This window comes from Leucobacter sp. L43 (assembly GCF_016597785.1).
Classification (GTDB): Bacteria; Actinomycetota; Actinomycetes; order Actinomycetales; family Microbacteriaceae; genus Leucobacter; species Leucobacter alluvii.
The window spans coordinates 1,275,898-1,295,895 of record NZ_JAENJG010000001.1; the positions used below are offsets into that span (position 1 = coordinate 1,275,898).

Genomic DNA, 19,998 nt, shown 5'->3' on the forward strand with positions numbered 1-19,998 from the left:
AGCTACCCGCGTTCCCCTCAGCTGCCGTCGCTCTCCGGGGTGCGGCCGCCGGCGCGCGAGGCACGTGCTGCCGGTCCGCAGTCGCCCTCGTCCTCGAGCTTGGGAGCGATGTACCCGCCCAACCCAGACCGGGCCGACTTCTTCTCAGCGCCGCCGCCGGCGCCGCCGCCCATCATCATGCCTCCAGGGCGCGCGCCGCGGCCCGAGCCGGCGGTGTTCGACGATGCGCCGGATCCGCCACCCGATCCTCCGGCACCGGCCGCCGCCGCCGCACCGCGCAGGCCGCCGCCGCCGGTCAGGCCTGCCCCGGCGGGAGCCGCGCCGAGCCCTCCGGGGCCGACCGCGCCGAGGCCCATGCCGAAGCCGGAGTTGCCGCCGCCCGCGCCCGCCAGCTTCGCTCCCGCCGCGAGACCGGCCGCGCCGAGCCCGGCTGCCCCGAGACCGCTGCGCACCGCCGACCCGTCGAGGTTGCTGTCGACGCTCGGGCGCTGCCCGGTATCGGTCCAATTCGGATCCTCTTGGCCGCCGGGGCCATCAGAACCCGGCCCGTCGGGGTCGAAGGGCGGCGGGTCCGTGATCACCGGCGGCCAGTCGGGGTCGAGCGGCTGCGGGAGCGTGGGGTCGTTCGGACCGTCCGGGCCATTCGGTCCGGTCGGATCAACCGGTCCCCCAACGTCGCCCGAACCGCCGCCGCCCGATCCGGGGCCGGTACCCGTCGGACCGCCTCCGCCCGGATTTCGGCCGACCGGCGGCGGCACACTCGGGTTAGGGCCTCCCGTGACCGGAGACGAGGTGCCGTCACTGTCGCCGGTGAGCTGATCATTCACGTTCGGATCGTTGGGCTCGACGCGGTCGAAACCGGTGCGGATCGTGCGGTCGAGCTCGTCGGAGCGATCAGTGAGGAAGGCCCTCATCCGATTCAGCGCCTTCTGCGCTTCCTCCTCCCGGCGCTCCTGGAAGAATGCGCTCGCCACGGCGAGTCCCACTGGTCCGGTTCCGAGCCCGATGAGTCCGTACGGGGTCATCGCTTCCGGCTGTCCGCGATCGATCGCATCGCGGACAGTGGACGGCAATCCCCCCATGGGAAGCGCATCGAGTTCACTCTGCGCCTGCTGCCGAATCATCTCGCTGTGTTGCGGGATGGTCTTGTCGATGCGATCCAGCCACGAACGGGCGTTGGCGAGGGTCATCTCCATCGCCTGCAGGTGGGCGGCTGCCACTCCTGCCGACGTGCCCGACCATTCGCCGTTCTCGATCGACTCGCGCACGCGCTGCGTACGCGCCTTGATGTTCTGCACCGAGTCCTGCATCCAAGAGAGCTTGTCCAGGCGCCAGGTAGCCCCGGACGCCAGATTCTGAAGTTCTTCCTCAGCACTCACTGTCCGCCTCCTACGGTCTGATGACTGTTTGCCGCACGCGGCCGTGTTCTCGTGACGAAGACTGCGACGGCGATGAGCACGAGTACGATCACTCCCGCCCCAACGGCGATCCAGACCCACAGGGGGGTGCCCGTGGCATCATCCGTCGTCTCTCCGGATTGCGCATAGACGGAATCGACCATCTCACCGGCATCCGTCAGCACCTGTGCGCCATCGTTCACCACCGCTTGATACGCCTCGAACTGCGGAGGGTACGGTCCGGTCGACCACTCGCACTTCCACACGCCGCCGTCCTCCACAACGCCGGCCTCACCGTCCGGGGCCGCGCATCTCGAGTCGGAGATGTCGCTGACGAACAGCGGGTTCTCGTCGGGGAACGCGCTCGGGTCCAGTTCGAGACTGCTCTTCGGATTCGCGTATCCGTACCCGAGATAGATGTCGTTCCAGACCGCATCGTGCTCGCCGCCGGCACCGGTCGTGCGCACCATCGCCTGCAGCGCCTGGAACACCGATGTGCCGGGGTACTTCTGCACCATGAGCGCGAGCGAGCCGGCAAGGATCGGCGCCGAGTACGAGGAGCCGTCGATCCGCGTCGGCCCCCACGCCGTCGCGTCGCCGACCCCGAGGAGCCCCGCGCCCGGCACGGCGAAGGCGAGATTCAACGACCCCGAGCCCCGGTCACCGGTCGCCGGGCTGGTGAGCAGTTCACCCTGCGAGTCGATCGCGCTCACGGGTACGGCGCCGTTCGTCAGCCACGGGCCACCGATGAATCCGAGTTCAGTATCCGGGTTGGGCGTGCCCGTCACCACGGCGACGCCCTGGGCCTGGGCTTCGATCAGCACCTGATCCCAGTCGCCGAGTCCGCTGAGCACCGACACCGACACGATGTCGGCGCCGTCGCGGATCGCCGCACGCGCGGCGAGGGCGGTCGCGTCGCCCTCAGCGCTCGGATTCTCGTAGATCTCCGTCCCGACTCCCGGACGGATGTCGCGCGCGAGGTCGACATCACCGTCGGCGCGGGTCGGATCCTGAAGTTCGCACGTGTCGATTCCCTCGATGTCGCCGACGCCGTAGAACCAGACGGAAGCGTCCGGGGCGATTCCGGTGGCTCCCGGCCCGCCGTCCTCCGCCGTCCCAGACCCCACGAGCATCGACACGACGTTCGTCCCGTGCTCCGAGATCTCCGGGTCCGTCGACTCGATCTGCGCGGGCTCACCGGTTCCGGCATCGACGCATGTGGTGCCGCGCACCTCCACGTCGGCCCCCGCCAGCTCCGGTACCTCGGTGTTGATGGCCTCATCGATCACGGCGATGGTGACGCCCTCGCCAGTGACCCCGTCCTCCTGCAGCGCAGCGTAATCGAGCCATTGCTCGGTATTCCAGAGCAGCGCGGGGCGCTCGCCGGGCTCCGCAGTCTGGGCCGCCGCAGGTGACGCATGGGTCATCAGCATCACGGCCGAGGCGAGCACGAAGGCGCCGCTGGAAAGTCCGATTCCACGCCTGATCACAGCATCCACTCCGTACCGGAGTTGGATCCCGAGGGGTCTTTGGCGCGGCCTGAGGGCGGCTGCAAGGTCTTCGGCGCTTGAGCAGCCGGATCCGACCCCGCAACATCGTGATTCAGGCCCTCGACCTCTGCCAGCAGCGCGTTCAACGTGTCGGCGGCTTCTGCATCGACAGCTCGCTGCTCCTCGATCGCCAGCTTCATGGCTTCCTGGATTCGCTGCAGCTCGTCGTCCAATTTCTTGATCTCGAGGTAGATCTGCGTTCCACCCTTTTCAAGCGCGGAGAAATAGTGACGACCGAGCCCCGCGCTCGCGCCGCTCACCGACGCCATCTCCGCGCCGTTCGGGTAGTCGCCCTGGGTCGCGCGGAGCGTACCGAGCAGGTCTTCAAAGCCGTCGGCCAGGCCGATCCGTTTTCCGCTCATGACCCTGTCTCCCTGTTCTCCCCCGTGCACATCACTGCAGTCCGCTCGCCCTCGTCGACTCTCTCAACCGCTGGAGCGTCTCGACGAGACGCTGCTGAGCCTCGACCATCTCTGGCGTGAGCGGCACCGGCCCCTCGTGCTCCTCTTCCGCAGCATCCTCGAGCTCGCCCAACGTCTTGCCCATCGCCGTGCGCACCGCCCGCGCCTCGGTCGAGAGGTCGAGGCCCTGCAGTACGGCGAACTCACTCGTCTGACCGAGGTCGATGCGCTGCTGCAAGATTTGCCAATCACGACCGTGCTCACCACGACGGCGCGCCTCAGCCGTTTTCACGGCCTCGTCCCGACGTGCCGCCTCGCGCTGCTCGCGCGCCGCGGCCATCGCGCGAGTGCGCGCGTCGAGCTGCGCCGTCGCGGCTTGCAGCTGCGCGATGGCCTCTGCTGGATCTCTCGTCATCCCTGCGTCTCCTGGTCCTGCGTAGTGACGATCACGTTCACGGCTGCGAGCCGGAGCCTGAGCCGCCAGCCCCCGAGCCGCCAGCGCCGGGTGCGCCGCCGCCAGCACCCCCCGAGCCGCCGCTGATCGTTCTGATGTCTCGCACGCCGCCCACGACCGAGCTCACGGTCTCGTAGACCGCGAGACCGATCGATGCGGCCGCCGTCAGACCGGACAACGCGCTTCGCACGCCGCCGAGCAGATTCGCGATGCCCGTGTGAATCGCGATGACCGCCTCGATGAATCCCAGGAATTCGTTGAAGAGGTCGATAACCTCGATGACCCAGCCGGCGACGATCGGGATGGCGATCGCGAGCACCTTCGCGGCGTTGATCTGACCGAGAACGGGCACGGCGATGATCGACAGGAGGTCGAGCCCGAACGACACGATTCCCGAGATCACCTCGTTGACGAATTCCAGGATGCCGCGGGCGAAGTTCGCCAGCTGCTGATCCATGACACCGGCTTGCTCGCACTGCTGCGGCAACCCGTCGAGCAGCTCGCCGAGGCGCTCGTGACAGCGTCCGAATTCGTAGGCGGCTTCGCCCTGCCAGTCATCGGTGACGAATTCGCCGAACGACGACACGCGCTCGTTGATGAGCTGTACCGCCTGTCCGCACCGCGGCCAGGCCTCGGCTGCGAGTTCCATCGAGCGCCAATCGCCCACGAAGGGCTTGTGCACCCATTCCTCGAGCGGGCTGAACCCGACGAGCAGGCTGACGACCGTGTCGATCATGCCGAGACCAGATGCGCTCTGGTGCTCGACGCGCCACATGGTCTGTTCGAGCACCGTCGCGGGCGTCGGCGGCGTCAGCACCGTGTCGATGCCGAGCGGTGGAGCGTACGCATTCATACCGTTACCTCCGTGCGATCGGTCACCACAGTGGGCGCATCGGAATACGCGGCCGTGATCAGCGCGTCGAGATCGAAGGCGATCCCCGTCTTCGACGACGTGCCGGGCTGCGTTTCCAGCGAGGCGTCGACGAGCCGCACGTCATCCGCACCGGGACGCACTGGAGTGACCGGCTCCCGGTTCTCCCACAGCTCCTGCAGGTCCGCGAGCTCCTGAGGGGAGGGCTCGCGATCGCCGAAGAACAGCTCGCGCACCCACTCGGGTACATGCGCGACGCCGTCTTGGCAGCCGGAGCACTCCGGAGGGCAGCCCACCTGGGTCTCGTCCATGGCGCAGGCCGCGCACTGGCACCCGCCCGGATGCATATCGCACGACGCGCAGCGGCACCCGACCGGGTGCCCCTCGCACACGCCGCAGTGGCAGCCGCTCGGATGGAACGCGTTGCACGCCTCGCAGCAGCAGCCCTCCGGATGCCCGTCTGGGCGCTCGCCTTGGGCGTTGTCGCCGTCTTCATCGTGGGGCGACTCATCGTCGGACTCACCATCGCCCGGCGTCGGCGGTTCTGGCAGCTCCGGCGTTTCCACCTCGGGCGTCGCCACGGGAGCCCCGCTACCGCCCGGCGATCCGCCGCCACCGGGCGATCCGCCGCCTCCCGGCGATCCGCCGCCACCGGGCGATCCGCCGCCGGGAGCAGGAGCGGGAGCGGGTGCCGGTGCGGGTGCCGGAGCAGGAGCAGGCGCCGGTTGCTCACCGCCGGGCTCGGTCGGGCAGACCGTGTCGAGTTCACCCTCGTGGCACTGGCAGATGTCGATCACGTGCTGCTCGCAGTTGCCCATGTCCTCGAGCGCATCGCGGACGCTCTGCGAGGTCACGGCGAGGGTGTCGCCGAGGGCCTGCAGGTTGTTCATGACGGCGTCGCGCGCGCCATTGTGAATGGGTTGGAGGGGCTGCAGCAGCAGCCCGAAGGCACCCTCGAGCGAACAGTATTCGCGGGCGTACTCCACAGTCCGCTGCAACGCGTTCTCGCACTCGGCGATGTTCGCGATCGCAGCTTCCATTGCGGAGGGATCGTAACTTATGCAATCACTCGACATGGTGATTCCTCGTGCTCGGCGTCCCGCCGGCCAACGACGTCTGGGGTGTGAGGCTCGCGAATCTCCGTCCGCGACTCCTCACACCCGTGTCAGGCCGGAAAGATCAGCCGGCGAAGCGCCCGGCGTTGCGCGCGTCGCTGGCGTCGTAGGTCTGGGCGATCTGCTCGGTGCTGCCCGAGATGCGCTCGAGGAGCGCCTGCAGCTCGTTCAGCGATTGCGTCCACTTGCGCTGCGCGATGTCGTAGGAGCCCTGGGCTTCACCGCTCCATGCTCCGCGGAGCTTCGCCACCTCGGACTCGAGACGCTCGATCTCCGAGCGGATCCCCTGTGATCCGGTGCGAATCTCGGCGGCAAGTGCGCTCACCTGTGCCGTCTGCACAGACATTGACTGCATGCTCATGTTGTTTCGTTCCCCCCTGGAAAGTGTTCAGTGTGTGCTTAGTTGCCCGACATCATTGCGCCGAGACCCGAGATCGCCTGCTGGTGCTCCTGCTCCGTGGCCGACTGATCCTGCTCGGTGCCGCGCAGCGAGTTCTCGAGCTCGACGAGCACGTTGTTGAGCTTCACCGTCTCGGCGTCCCAGCGCTGCATGAGCTGCGTGAACGCGCCCGCGGCGGAACCCTTCCAGTACCCGCGAAGCTGCTCGATATCACCGCGCACCTTCTTGGTCTGCTGATCGATGCCCGACTTCGCCTCGGCGACAGCCTGCTGCCCTCTGCGCAGGGCCCCTTCTTCAGCGGAAATGGTCTGAGCCATGTCGACTCCTCCTTCTCAACGATTCGGCCCCGTTGCGGAGCACATGACGTGATGACGCTTCGCTCTGAGCGAGGCCGCCAGTAGAGACGGTACGCGATACTCGGCGCAGACGCCAAGAAACAATTCCCCGCAGCCGCATCTCGCACTCCGCCGAAACGCAGCCCGACCAGCCACGGAGCCGCTTCGCGCCGCCGCCGTCGGCGAACCGTCACCTACAGTTCACCCGTGATCGTCGCGACCGTGAAACTGCGCTGACCCATGCGCACGCTCGCACCGTCTTCGAGTCGCACCCGGGCCCCGCGCACGAGGGCGCTCGTCGCCCCCGTGTCATCGACCATCTCCGATCCGTTGGTCGACCCGAGATCCGACACCCAGACGCTGTCTCCACGATATTCGAGACGGAGATGGGTTTTCGAGACCGACCCGTCAGGATCCTCCACGACGACGAGCTGGTCTTCGGGATCGCTCGCCTCGGGCCGCCGCCCGAGATTCACGACAGTCGGAATGCGCAACTGCGCGCGCTGACCCGTGTCGAAGTTCAGCAGCAGCAGCGTCCCCACCTCGCGCGGAGCGGGCGCTGCGGCGACCGGTGCGTCGACGGCGACCACTCCTGGCGGCAGCGGCGGCGCAGCGGCGCTCGCGACCGTCGCCGCTGCCGGAGCACGGGGCGCCGTCACCGGAGGCGTCGGCTGCGCGATCGGCGCTCCCCCGACGTGCGCGAGCTGCGCCTGAGGGGCGACGGCCTGCTGGTGAGCGAGCATCGCCGCTTCTGGAGCCCGCCCATCCGCCCCCGCCATCGTGCCGGGGCCGGGCGGCGCGTCGACGGGGCGCACCGGCGCCTGGAGCGCCCACGCCTCGGCGTTCCTCGACCAGAGTTCGCGCTCCGCAGCTGAGGGGACCTTGACCACCAGCGTCCGCCCAGCGCGATCCGCGAGGCTGCGTCCCATGCGCTCGGGATCCGCTGCGCTCGTCGCGACCACGACCCAGCCGCCGATGAAAGCGGCCAGGCTGCCCCCGCCCTGCACCAGGCCGCGGACGAGGCCCCTGGCCATGCCCGGAGAGTAGGGCGCGTCATCGCGCGCGGTTCGTTGACGGAGCGCCAGGTTGCCGACCGTCGCACCGGTCCGCGCTTCGACGACGAGCAGAATGATCGCGGCTTCGGCGAGCACGAGGCCGCCGACGAGGAGGCTACCCGTGAGCAGCCAGGCCGCGACCGCCAGGATGAAGCAGACCGCGGCATCGATCGAGTACGCGGCGAGTCTGGCACCCAGGCCGGCAGGGCGGGCCCAGGCCCGCGAACGGGCGAGCGCCGCGCTCACCCGGCCGATCTCCGACCGTTGAGCGGAGGCCGGCCGGCCGGCGGCGCGCCGCTCAGCGGCACGTCTGGCAGTAGCGCGCTGCGCTGCGGCCCGCTGCGCCGGGGCGCCCTGGACGGGCACTCCCCTGGCGGGAGCACCTTGCGCAGCGCCGCCGACGGGCGCGCCCGGAACCGGCGGTCGGGGATGCTGCGCGCGCTGGGGCACGGAGTGCTGAGCGGGCGACGATGGCGGCTGCGTCGGCTGCGGGCGCGCAGCTGCGGACGGGCGGGTCGGCTGCGCGGATCCTCGACGACTGCGCCTGCGTGCACCATCGTTCATGCGGCCAGCACTCCCTGCAATAGGTTCAACGTTCCGGCAGCCAGTATCCCGGAGGGGAGCACCAGGGCGACCGCGATGCTGTCCACGATATCTCCCGTGCGCGACCAGCCGAGCGACCGCTCGCCTCGCGCGAGCGGCAGGATGACGGCGGCCGCGATCACCCCGGCCGCCAGCACGAGGCCTGCGGCGAGGGTGGCGATGACGCCCGGGACGATCGGCGCCACTCCGACGGCGAGCCCGGAGAGTCCGACCGCAACGGCGACGCGCGGCGGTACACGCAGAATGTTCGCGGCCGTTCGGCGGGAGGTGAGGAGCAGACCGAGCACCATCCACATGACGAATACCGCGGCCGAGATCACTTGGACCAGATCACCGCTCCGGAACGGCACGACAGCTGCAGGAATGCCCGCAGCTGCGATGACCGACAGGGCGACGACGGTCGAGGCGAGACGCGCCTCGGCGGCGTCGACGAGGTCGCGCACGCGGCTCTCGTCGACGCGCTCGATGTACTCGGGTACCCGGCCGCGCACGGTCCACCGCAGCACCATGAAGCGCCCGTAGTCGATGTGGTAGCCCGGATCGACGCCCACCAGCAGACTCGGCGCGGCGCGAACTCCGACCGCGGCAGCGGCACCGGCGACGATGAGCAGCTGCGCGGGCGACCAGCCGAGCGCAGGGCTGACCATCGCGAGCGCTGCGAAGAGTGCGGAGATCACCACGATCGGCGTCGCCGCGGCGCGGAGCAGTGGCGCACTCGCCACGAATCCGAGCATGGCGGCGAGCACTGAGACGCTCGCCGCGCCGACCGCGATGGCAAGACCAGGCGTGCCCGCGACGCTCGGCCACACGGCGATCGCGGCGGAGATCCCGGCGAGCACGAGTGCAGCGGCGAACGCCGCGCCGCGCCCTCGGCGCTCGAACGAACTCGACGCCAGAGCCGCGACGGCGGCGAGCGCGAGCACGATCACCGTCGGCCATCGCGATTCAGGGGCCGCGGTCACCAGCGCGGCTCCGGCAAGGCCGAACCCGGTCAGAGCCCACGGCAGCGAGCTGACGTTCGCAGTGCGGTCGGAAGCGCCTGAACGCGCGGCGGCGGAACCGGCCGCGCCGGCCACAGCGTAGAGCCCGCCCTCGCGGAGGTCGCGAACGCTGGTGGCGGTGTCGACGACGGAGCCGTCCGGGCCGAGTACCTGCTCCCCCGCCCCGAGGTGCACGCCGATCGCCGCGAGCGCTCCGGCGAGCGCCTCGTTCTGAGGCACCACCAGATCATGCCGGTCTCCCGCCGCATCGAGCGCGATCCGGCGCAGGTGCGGCGCAGGCTGACTCACGCCAGCAAGTGTAGCGCCGCACTGCGGAATGCGATCGAGGGGACGGAGTGGCCCGATCCGCACTAGGATGCTTGCTGGAACCTGGGGAAAGTCCGATCATTCGGATGGGGAGGCAGTACGTGAGCGCAGAAGCGACCGACACGAGCGCCGTAGTGCGGCTATCGGTCGTGCACGCTGAGCGCCGAGTCGACCTCGCGATACCCGGCCGCCTGCCCCTCCTGGAGGTGCTGCCCGGCGTCGCACGCGGTCTCGGGGTACTCGACGCCACGCTGCTGCACGGCGGCTACCGTCTCACACGCGCCGACGGCTCGGAGCTCGATCCCACGCGCGGCGCGATCGCGCAGGGCGTCGACCAAGGCGAGATACTCACGCTCACGCGGGGCCAGCTGGTGGCGGTCCCCCGCCGGTACGACGATGTCGTCGAAGCCGTGATCGATGCGACCAGCGCCCATCACACGGCCTGGCGGCCGGAGGATGCCGCTCGCACGGCCACCGCCGTCAGCCTGACGCTCGTCGCGCTCAGCGCGATCCTCCTCGCCCTGCAACCCTCCACGTCGTACCTGCCGGCCATCATCGCCGGGGTCGGCACCCTCGTGCTGCTCGCCCTGACCGCCACGCTGTGCCGCATCCGCCAGCAAGAGGCCGGACTCGGGTTCGGCCTCGCTGCGGCGACGTTCGCCGGTCTCACCGGATATCTCATCGCGCAGAACCAGCCCCTGTGGGGGTTCGCGCTCGCGGCAGCCGGGCTCGGGCTGATGGTGGGCGGCGGAGCTGCGCTCCTGCTCGCGACGAAACCCGCTGAAATGCTGCTCCTCCCCGTGGCGCTCGGTCTCGCGCTCGTCGTACCGGCCGGCATCGTCGGCATCACGGGCGTCGACCCGTCTGGCCCGTACGCGATCATGGTCGCCTGTGCCGGGCTCCTCGCCGGGGCGCTCCCCTGGCTCACGCTCAGCAGCACCCGCATTCGTGTCATCTCGCCGATGACCGAGAACGAGATGTTCGATCCGCCGCCCCCGGTCGACCCCGAACGCGTCGCCGCCCGAGTCGACGCCGGGCACCGACTGCTCGTCGCCCTGCGCATCGCGTTCGCGATCGCCGTGCTCGTGGCCACCCCTGTCGTGGCGAGCTCCAGCTGGATCGGGACGGTGCTCACCCTCATCTGCGGCGCCGTCCTGATGTTCCAGTCCCGGCAGTCGGCGCGTCGCGCCTCCGTCATCGTGCTGCTCGCGGGCGGCACCGCGATCCTCGCGGTGACCGGTGTGGCCGCGATCCTCTCGCACCGAGAGCAGGCCCCCATGCTGCTCGCTGGCCTGCTGATCGCCACCGGGCTGGTCTCCGGCCTCACACTGCTGAGCGAACGCGCGCGGATGCGCATCACGACGCTGGGAGACACGATCGAGGTCGTCCTGCTGGCGCTGCTGCTCCCGCTCGGTGCGATCACCGCAGGGCTCGCGTAACCCGTGGCGACGAAAAAGGACCTGCTCGAGGCGCAGAACTTCAGCAAGGCCAGGCTCCTGTCCGCCTTCATCGGCGGTGCTCCCGGTGGCAAGGAGCTGGAACCGGCGAAGCCGCTGCGAGCGGTATTCGCCGGTATCGCCTTGACCGCGATGGTGATTCTGGCCGGAGTCTTCATCGGGCTCATGCAGCCCAAGCTGCCGAGCGGCTGGGAGAACAATCGCCTGATCGTCGCGAGCGACACGGGCGCCCGATACATCAGCGTCGCGGGAGAGCTCCACCCCGTCATCAACACCGTGAGCGCCCGCATGGCGATTCCCGAGGGCGAATTCAGTGTGGTCACGGTGAAGCAGGGCGCACTCGAGGGGATACCGATCGGCGGTACGGTCGGCATTCTCGGCGCCCCCGACACGCTGCCGGAGACGAGCCATCTCGACGGCACCGGATGGGCGGCCTGCGCCACTCCCGGCGCCACATCCGTGCACGTGGGCGACGAGCAGATGCGAGCGGCGGCCGACGGCAGCGGCATCGTGGTCGAGCGCGACGGCGAGACCTACGTCGTCGCGGGCGGGACCAGCTATCTCGTCGCCGAGCAGGATCGCACGGCCGTGCTCCGAGCCATCGGTCTCGACGCCGCCGCACCCGTCGAGGTGCGCGGCGAATGGCTCGCACTCTTCACGCGCGGCTCCGATCTGCAGCCGCTGACCTTCGACGGACGCGGCACCATCGAGGGCGTCGACCTGCCAGCTGGGTCGGTGATCCGCCCCACGGGCGGCGGCGACTCCGAACGCTACCTGCTCACGGCCGATGGATCGCTCTCTCGGCTGAGCGACCTCGCCTACCGCCTCTACCTGCTCGGCGGCGGCGCGGGTGCGCTCGGCGACGAGGTCGAGATCAGTCCGGCGGAGATCGGGGCCCTGCCCTCGGCCGATGCGGCTGGCGCCGACGACTGGCCGCAGCAGACGCTCACCCCGCTGACCGGAGCCACGGCACCCTGCGCAACGCTCGCGGGTGATGCGAACGAGCAGCGCACCGCACTCGCGGAGGGCGGATCGGCGATCGACGACCGCGGTGGCGCGGATGACGAAGCGGTGACCGAGACCGGCAACACGCGCGTCACCGTCTCGGAGGACGGCGGCGCTCTCGTGCGGGGCGGAGCGGCGGGCACGCTCACCCTCGTCGACGGCGGCGGCACCGCCTACGCGGTCCCGGGCGACCCCGCCTCGGGCGCGGCACGACTCGGCTACACGGCGAGCGACATCACCACCGTGCCGGCGCCCTGGATCCTCCTCCTGCCCGCCGGACCCGCGCTCACACCGGAAGCCGCAGGGGCGACACCGGAGGCGCAGTGATGAGCCGACGCCGCGCGGTTCCGGATCGCGGGGGGCTCCGACGCGTCGGCGCTCTCGCGCTGGCATCCGCCATCGCCTCCGGGCTGCTGATGGCCGCCCCCGACGTCGTCGCGCCGGTCCGGGCAACCGCTGCTGAGGAGTGCGGCGTCGGTGTGATGGCGCGTCTGCCCGGTCCCCCGAGCGCGTTCGCCGCGATGGGCTGGTCTCCCCAGGGCACCGCGGACACCGGGGCGACCGCGCCGACCGGAGCGGGCGTCACCGTCGCCGTCATCGACTCCGGCGTCGACGTGTCACGGCCGCAGCTCGCCGAAGCATTCGCGCCGGGAAGCACGTCGCTCATCAGCGACGGGGAGCGGCCGGACGGTCTCGGCGACCCTCAGGGCCACGGCACTGCGCTCGCCGGCGTCATCGCCGCCCGCCCCGCCGACACCTCCGGCGCGGTCGGCCTCGCGCCGGATGCGAGGATCGTGTCGCTGCGCATCTTCCGCGGCACCGACGAGGAGAGCGAACGGGCGGGGTTCGGGCCCGACGCCGAGCGTCTGGCCCAGGCGATACGCAGCGCCACCGACCTCGACGCGCAGGTCATCGTCGTCGCGCTGAGCGACGACGTCGACACCCCTGCGCTTCGCGATGCGACCGCGAACGCCGCGGCCAGCGGCTCCCTCGTCGTAGCCAGCGGAGGCAACCGGAGCACGACCGAGAACACCGAAGACTCCCCGCGCTTCCCGGCGGCGTACCCCGGGGCGCTCTCCGTCACCGCGGTCGACGCGAACGGTCTGCCGACCTCGGATTCGATTCACGGCCAGCACATCGAAGTGGCCGCTCCCGGGCAGGACGTGCTCACCACATCGACCGGCGGCGGCGACTGCCGCTACGCGCCGGACGCCCCGTCTTCGAGCTTCGCGACCGCGTACGCGGCGGGCGCGGCCGCGCTGCTCGCGGAGGAGTACCCCGATGAAGGCCCCGAGGGATGGGCGTATCGACTCATGGCGACCGCCGCGCGGTCGAACCCGGACGCCCGCGACGACCAAGTGGGGTGGGGCGTGATCCGCCCCACTGCCGCACTCGACCTGCGCCCGGATTCCACCACGCGCGGACCCACGAGCCCGTTCGCCGACACGAGTGATGCGGCCTTCTCGTCGAGCAGTACGCGCGTCGCCCCCGAGCCGGCGGAGCCGGGGAACGCGGCGTTCATCACTGCGATCGCCGTCGTCGCCGCCGGGCTCGTGTCCCTCTTCGGCCTCGGAGCGATCCTGCGCCGCCGCCCGCGCAACGACGCCGCGTCTCGCTGAGAGACCCTCGCCGTTGCCCCGGCGGTCCGGATCGGAGGGTCAGCCGAAGGCGAGTACGGCGACCAACCAGAGCCCGCCGACCGCCACGATCAGGCTGCTCCCGAACCCCACGACCGCTCCGATGCCGAAACGTCGGTTCGCGCGGGCCGTCGATCGCACGCCCGTGCGATCCGCCGGGGGCGGCGCCGGGCGGGATTCCGGCGCCGGGCCGAAGTTCGCGTCCGTGTCGGTGCCCGAAGCGGAGCGGCGGCCGGAACGCTGCGACGTCATCACCGGCAGCGCGGGGCTGACCCCTCGGCGGGGCAGCGCATGGTCGGGTGCCGGGCTCGGCGCCTCCGGCACACGGTACCTGGCGTCGAGCGGCGATTTGAACATGCGGGCCGCGAGCTCGGGCGGGAGTTCGAGGGGAGCCGGTTCGTCGACGGGCGGCGCCGGGTTTCGCGATAGGGCGCGGGGTGCTGCGGGGGGCGCGGGCGCCGCCGCTGCTGCCTGCGACGCCCGCGGCGTGACGATGGTCTCGTCGTGACGCTCGGACTGCGACGCGCCCGACACGGCAACTGTCTCGTCCGTCGCCTCCCGCCGGGCGCGACGAGGCGTCACGATGGTCTCGTCAGGCGCCTCGACGGGCTCGACCCGAGGGGTGACCACCGTCTCGTCGCTCGGCTCCCGCGACTCGTTCACTGCGCGCGCCTCGGCACGGTCGCAGTGAGCGTGCGATCGTCCTCGCTCTCGGTGTCGACCTCCGATCCAGGATCGGAGGTCACGTGCCACGCCGAACCGCCGGAGAGCACATCGACGACGAGCACCGTGATGTTGTCGCGCCCGCCTGCCTCGTTCGCGCGTTGCACGAGCTCCTCGACCACGGCCTCGGGCTGCCCGCCCATCGTGAGGGCGGCGCGCAGCTGCTGATCGTCGACCTCGGTGGTGAGCCCGTCCGAGCAGATCAGCAGCCGCGATCCGTCTTCGACCGGCAGCAACCAGCTGTCGGCAGTGGTGTCGGCTGACCCCAGGGCCCGCGTGATGACGTTCCGACCGGGCAGAGCGTCGAGTCTCGCCCCGCCGGCGATCATCTCGTCGCGCAGAGAATGATCGATCGTCACCTGGTGCAGCTCGGCGCCGCGGTGCAGGTACACCCGAGAGTCGCCGACATTGAGCACGAGCCAGCAGGCGCGGCCTTCGTGGCGCACGAGTACCGCCCCGGTGAGCGTGCACCCCGCACCCCGCTCCCGGTCAGCGGCGATGCTGCTGACCGCTTCGCGGGCGGCCTCGAGCGCGAGGCCGACATCGCGCACGGTCGACAGCTCGCCGGGGCGGATCACCGACGCGAACGCGTCGACGGCCGCACGGCTCGCCTGGTCTCCGGCCTCGTGCCCGCCCATTCCGTCCGCGACGAGGTAGCTCGGGAACTCCAGGAGCGCCGAATCCTCATTCACGGCCCGCAGCATGCCGGGGTCGGTGCGCACGGCAGCGGTCACCTCTGGCGCATTTCCGATTCGCATTATCGTCCTCCTGCGTTCGCGCGTCGCAGCGGGCGCGCGACGCGTCGTGTACGTGCTGATGGCAGCAGCGAGCGCAGCGAGTATTCGGCGCGCAGGCGCTTCCACATCCCGAGTTCCGCTCGTCGTGCCGCCAGTTCTTCATCGGCCAACGCCCACAGCTGGTCGGCGTCGCTTCCCTCGATTCCCTCGTGAGAATACACCGCCCGGTCGACGGTCCACGCAAGCCACGAGCCCGATGGCACGCCCAGCTGCTCCATCACGTCCCGGCGGCTGCCGGGCTCTGCGGCGAAGCGGCCCGTGTCGGCGAGTCCGTCGATCAACGCGTCCCAGGCGCCGAGCGCCCGCTCTTCCGGCGAGGCTGCGGCCCGGCGACGCTTGCGGCGCAGCCGCTTCGCGACGGGCAGGAAGAGCAGTGGCAGGGCGAGCAGCACGAGCGCGAGCAGCGACAAGCCGACCGCGCGCAGCACGGGCCAGAGCGCCGCGAACGCGTTCCGGTCGGTCGAGTCCGCCGGCTCGTTCGCGTCACCGCTCGTGCCAGAGGGCGGATCAGCCTGACTCGCATCGCGCTCCTCCGGAACGGACGGGAACTCCGGCAGTTGCTCGCCGCGTTCGAGCGTGCTCGGCGGCGTCTCGACCTGCGGGCTGGCATCGACCGGCGCCCATGCTCCGCCGTCGCCCCGCACTTCGACCCACGCCGCGAGGTGCTCCCCGGTGCACACCTCCGCGCAGGCGGGCACGCCTGGCACGCCGGCGTCGTCGTCATCGCCGAGGCGGACGCCGAGCACCACCCGTGATTCGAAGCCCATCGCCCGAGCGATGAGGCCGGCGGCGGCGGCGAACTGCTCGTCGTCGCCGATGCCCGCCACGAGAGCCCGTTCGTCGGCACCCTCACCGGCGGCGCGCTGCTGCTCGTTGAGCTGCAGGAAGAGCGATTCGAGGCGCGCGATCGAATGGCCGCCCGCACTCGGAACGAACTTGGTGCCGTACTCCGTCGCGGCGGTCTCGAGCCATTCGCGTTCGCCCGCTCCATCGGTGAGCGAGTGACTCAAGTAGCCGCGGTCGCGCAGACGCTGGATCGCCTCGAGCAGTCCGTCCATCGTCGTCGGCAGCTGTTGCGCTTCGAGCCACTGCGCGAGTTGCGGGGTGCGTTCGAGATCGATCAACGGCGCGTCTTGCACGGGGTCGCCGCTCGGCTCGCGATCTGCGGCAGCGCTCATCTCACCGGTGTAGCCGTCGCCGGCGCGCACGCCGCGACCGCCGGGAACGGCGATCGCAGCCCAACTCGCGCGGTTGACGTAGAAGGCGTCTCCCAGAGCGCCGGATCGCGGCCCGTCGAACGTGAGCGGGGCCGCCAGTGGCGGGGCGACCGGCAACCAGATGCCGTCGTATCCCTCTGCGATCTCGACCGAGACCGTCACGGGGTCGTCGACCGGTTCGCCGCTGGGGAAGCGAGTGAAGCGCCCGTCGGGGCCGGCGTCGACGAAGAAGTCGACGCCGTCGTACCCGTCGAGTACCGCCATGCGCAGCCTCGCGGGAGCTGCGCCTTCGGTTCGCACCGAGAACATGGGCGCAGCGAAGGCTTCGTCGCGTTTCGCGGCGCGATACCCTGCGAGTGGGCTGGTCTGCTCGCGCACCACGAGCTGGGGATCGACGCGGTCTCGCGGTACGTTTCGGTCGGCGTTCGCGAGCGGCGCGACGGCGGCGCCGATCCCGAGAGCGACCAGCGCGGTGAGCACTCCGCTGATCGCGCGCACCGCCGCGTTGCGGCGAACCCCGCCCGCACCCTCGGCCGGCTGCGCGGAACGACCGAGACGGAGGGCGCGCCGGCGACCCATCCCCGAAGACCACGCCACCCAGATCGCCCCGGCGACGCAGACGACCGCCCAGAGCGCGAGCTCTCGAGGAGCCGTGACGGTCAACGCGCCGAGCTCGATGGGCGCGCTCACCTGCGACGAGCCGAAGGTGACCCCGAAGGCGACGGGGAGGAGCGTCGGGATGGCAGCGAGCGGCGCAAGACGGCCCCCGCGCAGCGCCAGAGCCGCGCTCATCGCCGTCGCTCCCATGGCGACGAGCAACCACGGCACCATCACGGCCTGATAGGTGCCGACGGGGAGCGTGAGGGTGAGCAGTTGCTTCCACCCGAGCGTCACGGTCGCCAGACCATCGACGAGTCCGCTGAGGAGCCCCAGCGGGCCGGTGCCGAGTGCGCTCGGAACGGCGAGCGGTACCACTCCGACGACGAAGGCGCCGATGAGGGCTGCGACGGTGCCGACTCCCCATCGCAGGCGGCGACCGAGCCAGACGATGCCGAAAGCCGATGCCCAAGCCACACCGCCGACGAGCCACACCCACGGAGTGCGATAGATCGGCATGACCGAGAGTGCGCCTGCGATGACGGCGACGGCGCTGAGCACCGCCGCACCCGCCACGAGGGCAGGGCTCGTGCGCGTGCGGCGACCCCGAGCCGGGCGGCGAGCGCGCGGCTCGCGCTTCGGCTTCGGGGAGCGGAGGCGCGCGGAGGCGGCCCCGCGAGCGGCTCGACGCGGCCCTGCCTCGGATGGGATGTCGCTCACGACAGGCCCCCTCGCACCATCAGCTGCGGGAGATCGCCGATCGCACCGACCGTGAACATGGTGCAGTTGTCGATCAATCGTGCAGCAGGATCGGCGAGCACCTCTGCCCGCACCACGAGCACGCGCACGTCCTCGGTGAACGCTGCGGCGGCGCGGCGCAGGCGCGCCGGATCCGGCACCGAACCCGTGACGACCGCGACGATGGAGAGCGGGCGCCGCGACTCTGCGAGGCTCCGTGTGAGCCGTTCGATCGGGAGAGCGTCGACGGCGGGTTCGAGTTCGGCCCACGCGTCGAGCAGCTGCGCCGGGGTGCTCGACGGCAGTTCTTCGAGACCGTCGATGCTCGGACGGACACGTCCCGGGGCCCACTGCGATGCGATGAAGCGCTCCCGCCCCTCACGCACGGCCTGAAGCCCGAGGGACGCTGCGATGCTCACGCCGAGTTCGAACTCCTCATCACTGGCGTACTCCTCGCGCGACGCGTCGAAGAGAATGGCTGCGCGCGCCGTCTGCGACTCCTCGTACTGGCGCACCATGAGCGTTCCGGTCTTCGCCGTCGACTTCCAGTGGACGTGTCGCATCGCGTCGCCGCGCACGTACTCGCGCACGGCATGGAACGAGAGATCGGAATCGGTGAGTCGACGACTGGCCGCGCCGTCGAGATCCCGCACGAGCCCCGCCGACCCCTGCGGCAGTCGAGCCGTGCGCGGGTGCACGTGGACGAGATGGCGGTCGCGCCAAGTGATTTCACGGCGCACGAGCCCGAGCGGATCACGGCGCGCCAGGGTCAGCGGACCGACTTCGATGACGCCTCGGGAGACCGCAGGGATTCCCACCGGCACCGCTGCGGTGGCGTGCGGCCCGATGAATGGGATCGGAATCTCGCGGAGCGCTTCTCCGACGGGCAGTTCAGCCGTGGCCGGCAGCGCAGGGCGCGCACCGGCGTTCTCGACCTCCACGCGAAGCGCGACCTCGCCGCCCACGACCACTCTCAGCCGATCGACGGTGATGCGGATCAGGTAGGCCCGCGAACCGAGGAGAAACGGCAGGCCGACCAGCAGCAGCACGCCGAAACCGATCGCGACGAACCAGGCCTCGACCCAGCCGAGCGTCGCGCCGAGCACCGCCGAGAGCACCGCGACCCCGAGCACGAAATAGCCCGTCGGCGTCACCGTCTCACGCACGCGGCGCCACTGACGGCGCAGACGACGGCGATTGCGACGCCACCAGCGCCGGGCCGCGCGACGCCGACGCGTGACACCGCGGCCGGTGCCCTGCACGGTGTCGCCGAACCGCGTGGCGGTGCCGCCACGCGTTCCCGTCCCGGTGTTCGAAACCGGGGCGCGCGAGGTGTCGAGGCTCACGCGGTGCCGTTCTCCTGGGGCGCTGCGATATCGAGCATGATCTGACCGAGAATCTGGGCCGCGGTGACCCCGTCGAATTCGGCCTCCGGCTCGAGCACGAGGCGATGGGTCAGCACCGGCATCGCGAGATCGCGCACATCATCGGGCGTGACGTAGTGCCGCCCGCTCGCCGCCGCCCACGCGGAGGCGAGGCGCACGAGCGCCAGCGCGCCGCGCACACTCGCGCCGAGACGTACCTCGCTCGCTCGCCGCGTCGCCTCGACCAGACGCACCGCGTAGTCGGCGACGAGCGGGCTGACGTGCACGCGACTGATGAGTTCCTGCGCCTGGGTGACCATGCCGGTGCTCACCACCGGCGCAAGCGGATGCTGCTGCAGGCGATCACCCTGCAGGATGCGCGTCATCGCGGCCTGATCGGGGTAGCCGATCGAGGTCTTCACCATGAAGCGGTCGAGCTGCGCCTCCGGCAGCCGATACGTGCCGGCCTGCTCGACCGGGTTCTGCGTGGCGATCACCAAGAAGGGACTGCCAACGTCGTGACTGGTGCCGTCGACGGTGACGCGCCCCTCCTCCATCACCTCGAGCAGCGCCGACTGCGTCTTCGGGCTCGCCCGGTTGATCTCATCCGCGAGCACGACGTTCGCGAAGATCGGGCCGGGATGGAACTCGAAGGCGCCCACGCGCTGGTCGAACACGGTGATGCCGGTGATGTCGCCGGGCAGCAGGTCGGGGGTGAACTGCACCCGTGAGGTGGTGCCCTGGATCACTTGACCGAGCGCTCGTGCGAGCGCCGTCTTTCCCGTCCCGGGCACGTCTTCGAGCAGCACGTGGCCGCCCGCGAGCGCACAGGCGATCACGAGCTCGACCACCCGGCGCTTGCCATGAATCGCCTGTTCCATCGCGTCGGCCGTGGTGGCGAACAGCTGCGCGACCCACTGCGCCTGATCGGGCGTGATGGCGTGGGTTGAGGTCTGCGGCTGGGAGGTCATGCGG

The 19,998-nt window shown here is 70.8% G+C and carries 18 protein-coding genes; 3 read left to right on the forward strand and 15 right to left on the reverse strand.

All coding sequences use genetic code 11. The features are described from left to right. Positions 1-17: 17 nt before the first annotated feature. The 10 genes from JE033_RS05970 to JE033_RS06015 all read right to left on the reverse strand — a co-directional run bounded on the left by JE033_RS05970 (position 18) and on the right by JE033_RS06015 (position 9,470). Complete coding sequence (locus JE033_RS05970) at positions 18-1,379, reverse strand: hypothetical protein (RefSeq protein ID WP_200330090.1); 1,362 nt, start codon at positions 1,377-1,379, stop codon at positions 18-20. Then, entirely contained in the window at positions 1,376-2,887 is a 1,512-nt protein-coding gene (locus JE033_RS05975) for a S8 family serine peptidase (protein ID WP_370567906.1), read from the reverse strand. The genes JE033_RS05970 and JE033_RS05975 overlap by 4 nt, the downstream gene beginning before the upstream one ends. Then, on the reverse strand, positions 2,884-3,309 hold the full coding sequence (locus tag JE033_RS05980; protein ID WP_090146693.1) for a hypothetical protein: 426 nt from the start codon (positions 3,307-3,309) through the stop codon (positions 2,884-2,886). The genes JE033_RS05975 and JE033_RS05980 overlap by 4 nt, the downstream gene beginning before the upstream one ends. A gap of 31 nt (positions 3,310-3,340) precedes the next feature. Continuing rightward, on the reverse strand, positions 3,341-3,763 hold the full coding sequence (locus tag JE033_RS05985) for a hypothetical protein (RefSeq protein WP_090146691.1): 423 nt from the start codon (positions 3,761-3,763) through the stop codon (positions 3,341-3,343). A 37-nt stretch (positions 3,764-3,800) separates the two neighbouring features. Beyond that, a complete protein-coding gene (locus JE033_RS05990; protein ID WP_200330092.1) occupies positions 3,801-4,655 on the reverse strand; it encodes a hypothetical protein in 855 nt (284 codons plus the stop codon). After that, complete coding sequence (locus JE033_RS05995) at positions 4,652-5,713, reverse strand: hypothetical protein (RefSeq protein ID WP_200330094.1); 1,062 nt, start codon at positions 5,711-5,713, stop codon at positions 4,652-4,654. Before JE033_RS05995 ends, JE033_RS05990 begins: the two co-directional genes overlap by 4 nt. Positions 5,714-5,852: 139 nt before the next feature. Continuing rightward, entirely contained in the window at positions 5,853-6,134 is a 282-nt protein-coding gene (locus tag JE033_RS06000; RefSeq protein ID WP_090147427.1) for a WXG100 family type VII secretion target, read from the reverse strand. Positions 6,135-6,187: 53 nt separating this feature from the next. Further along, positions 6,188-6,505 (reverse strand): WXG100 family type VII secretion target, encoded by a 318-nt coding sequence (locus tag JE033_RS06005; protein WP_090146683.1) that lies wholly within the window; start codon positions 6,503-6,505, stop codon positions 6,188-6,190. 212 nt (positions 6,506-6,717) lie between these two features. Continuing rightward, positions 6,718-8,142, reverse strand: a complete 1,425-nt coding sequence (locus tag JE033_RS06010) for an RDD family protein (protein WP_200330096.1) — start codon at positions 8,140-8,142, stop codon at positions 6,718-6,720. Beyond that, a complete protein-coding gene (locus tag JE033_RS06015) occupies positions 8,139-9,470 on the reverse strand; it encodes a hypothetical protein (protein ID WP_200330098.1) in 1,332 nt (443 codons plus the stop codon). Before JE033_RS06015 ends, JE033_RS06010 begins: the two co-directional genes overlap by 4 nt. Positions 9,471-9,589: 119 nt before the next feature. Here JE033_RS06015 and eccD point away from each other — a divergent pair, with 119 nt between their 5' ends. From eccD to JE033_RS06030, 3 genes are read left to right on the forward strand one after another with little or no spacing between them, the layout of a single operon-like run. After that, entirely contained in the window at positions 9,590-10,927 is a 1,338-nt protein-coding gene (gene eccD, locus JE033_RS06020) for a type VII secretion integral membrane protein EccD (RefSeq protein ID WP_370567907.1), read from the forward strand. A gap of 3 nt (positions 10,928-10,930) precedes the next feature. Then, entirely contained in the window at positions 10,931-12,277 is a 1,347-nt protein-coding gene (eccB, locus tag JE033_RS06025; RefSeq protein ID WP_200330102.1) for a type VII secretion protein EccB, read from the forward strand. Then, positions 12,277-13,569 carry a S8 family serine peptidase gene (locus tag JE033_RS06030; protein ID WP_200330104.1) on the forward strand — a complete coding sequence of 431 codons (1,293 nt, stop codon included), beginning with the start codon at positions 12,277-12,279 and terminating at the stop codon, positions 13,567-13,569. Before eccB ends, JE033_RS06030 begins: the two co-directional genes overlap by 1 nt. 39 nt (positions 13,570-13,608) lie before the next feature. Here JE033_RS06030 and JE033_RS06035 read toward each other — a convergent pair whose 3' ends face one another. From JE033_RS06035 to JE033_RS06055, 5 genes are read right to left on the reverse strand one after another with little or no spacing between them, the layout of a single operon-like run. Beyond that, complete coding sequence (locus tag JE033_RS06035) at positions 13,609-14,250, reverse strand: hypothetical protein (RefSeq protein WP_200330106.1); 642 nt, start codon at positions 14,248-14,250, stop codon at positions 13,609-13,611. Then, positions 14,247-15,068 carry a PP2C family serine/threonine-protein phosphatase gene (locus JE033_RS06040; protein ID WP_200330108.1) on the reverse strand — a complete coding sequence of 274 codons (822 nt, stop codon included), beginning with the start codon at positions 15,066-15,068 and terminating at the stop codon, positions 14,247-14,249. The genes JE033_RS06035 and JE033_RS06040 overlap by 4 nt, the downstream gene beginning before the upstream one ends. Beyond that, positions 15,068-17,641, reverse strand: a complete 2,574-nt coding sequence (locus tag JE033_RS14905) for a transglutaminase domain-containing protein (protein ID WP_370567908.1) — start codon at positions 17,639-17,641, stop codon at positions 15,068-15,070. The genes JE033_RS06040 and JE033_RS14905 overlap by 1 nt, the downstream gene beginning before the upstream one ends. After that, positions 17,638-19,005, reverse strand: a complete 1,368-nt coding sequence (locus tag JE033_RS14910; protein ID WP_090146666.1) for a DUF58 domain-containing protein — start codon at positions 19,003-19,005, stop codon at positions 17,638-17,640. Before JE033_RS14910 ends, JE033_RS14905 begins: the two co-directional genes overlap by 4 nt. Then, entirely contained in the window at positions 19,002-19,994 is a 993-nt protein-coding gene (locus tag JE033_RS06055) for a MoxR family ATPase (protein ID WP_090146664.1), read from the reverse strand. The genes JE033_RS14910 and JE033_RS06055 overlap by 4 nt, the downstream gene beginning before the upstream one ends. Between the last annotated feature and the right edge of the window lie 4 nt (positions 19,995-19,998).

Bases quoted from the DNA above. Each gene is read 5' to 3' on its own strand.
- JE033_RS05980 (WP_090146693.1), bottom strand. From the start codon at position 3,309: ATGAGCGGAAAACGGATCGGCCTGGCCGACGGCTTTGAAGACCTGCTC.
- JE033_RS05985 (WP_090146691.1), bottom strand. From the start codon at position 3,763: ATGACGAGAGATCCAGCAGAGGCCATCGCGCAGCTGCAAGCCGCGACG.
- JE033_RS05990 (WP_200330092.1), bottom strand. From the start codon at position 4,655: ATGAATGCGTACGCTCCACCGCTCGGCATCGACACGGTGCTGACGCCG.
- JE033_RS05995 (WP_200330094.1), bottom strand. From the start codon at position 5,713: ATGGAAGCTGCGATCGCGAACATCGCCGAGTGCGAGAACGCGTTGCAG.
- JE033_RS06000 (WP_090147427.1), bottom strand. From the start codon at position 6,134: ATGTCTGTGCAGACGGCACAGGTGAGCGCACTTGCCGCCGAGATTCGC.
- JE033_RS06005 (WP_090146683.1), bottom strand. From the start codon at position 6,505: ATGGCTCAGACCATTTCCGCTGAAGAAGGGGCCCTGCGCAGAGGGCAG.
- JE033_RS06010 (WP_200330096.1), bottom strand. From the start codon at position 8,142: ATGAACGATGGTGCACGCAGGCGCAGTCGTCGAGGATCCGCGCAGCCG.
- JE033_RS06030 (WP_200330104.1), top strand. From the start codon at position 12,277: ATGAGCCGACGCCGCGCGGTTCCGGATCGCGGGGGGCTCCGACGCGTC.
- JE033_RS06040 (WP_200330108.1), bottom strand. From the start codon at position 15,068: ATGCGAATCGGAAATGCGCCAGAGGTGACCGCTGCCGTGCGCACCGAC.
- JE033_RS06055 (WP_090146664.1), bottom strand. From the start codon at position 19,994: ATGACCTCCCAGCCGCAGACCTCAACCCACGCCATCACGCCCGATCAG.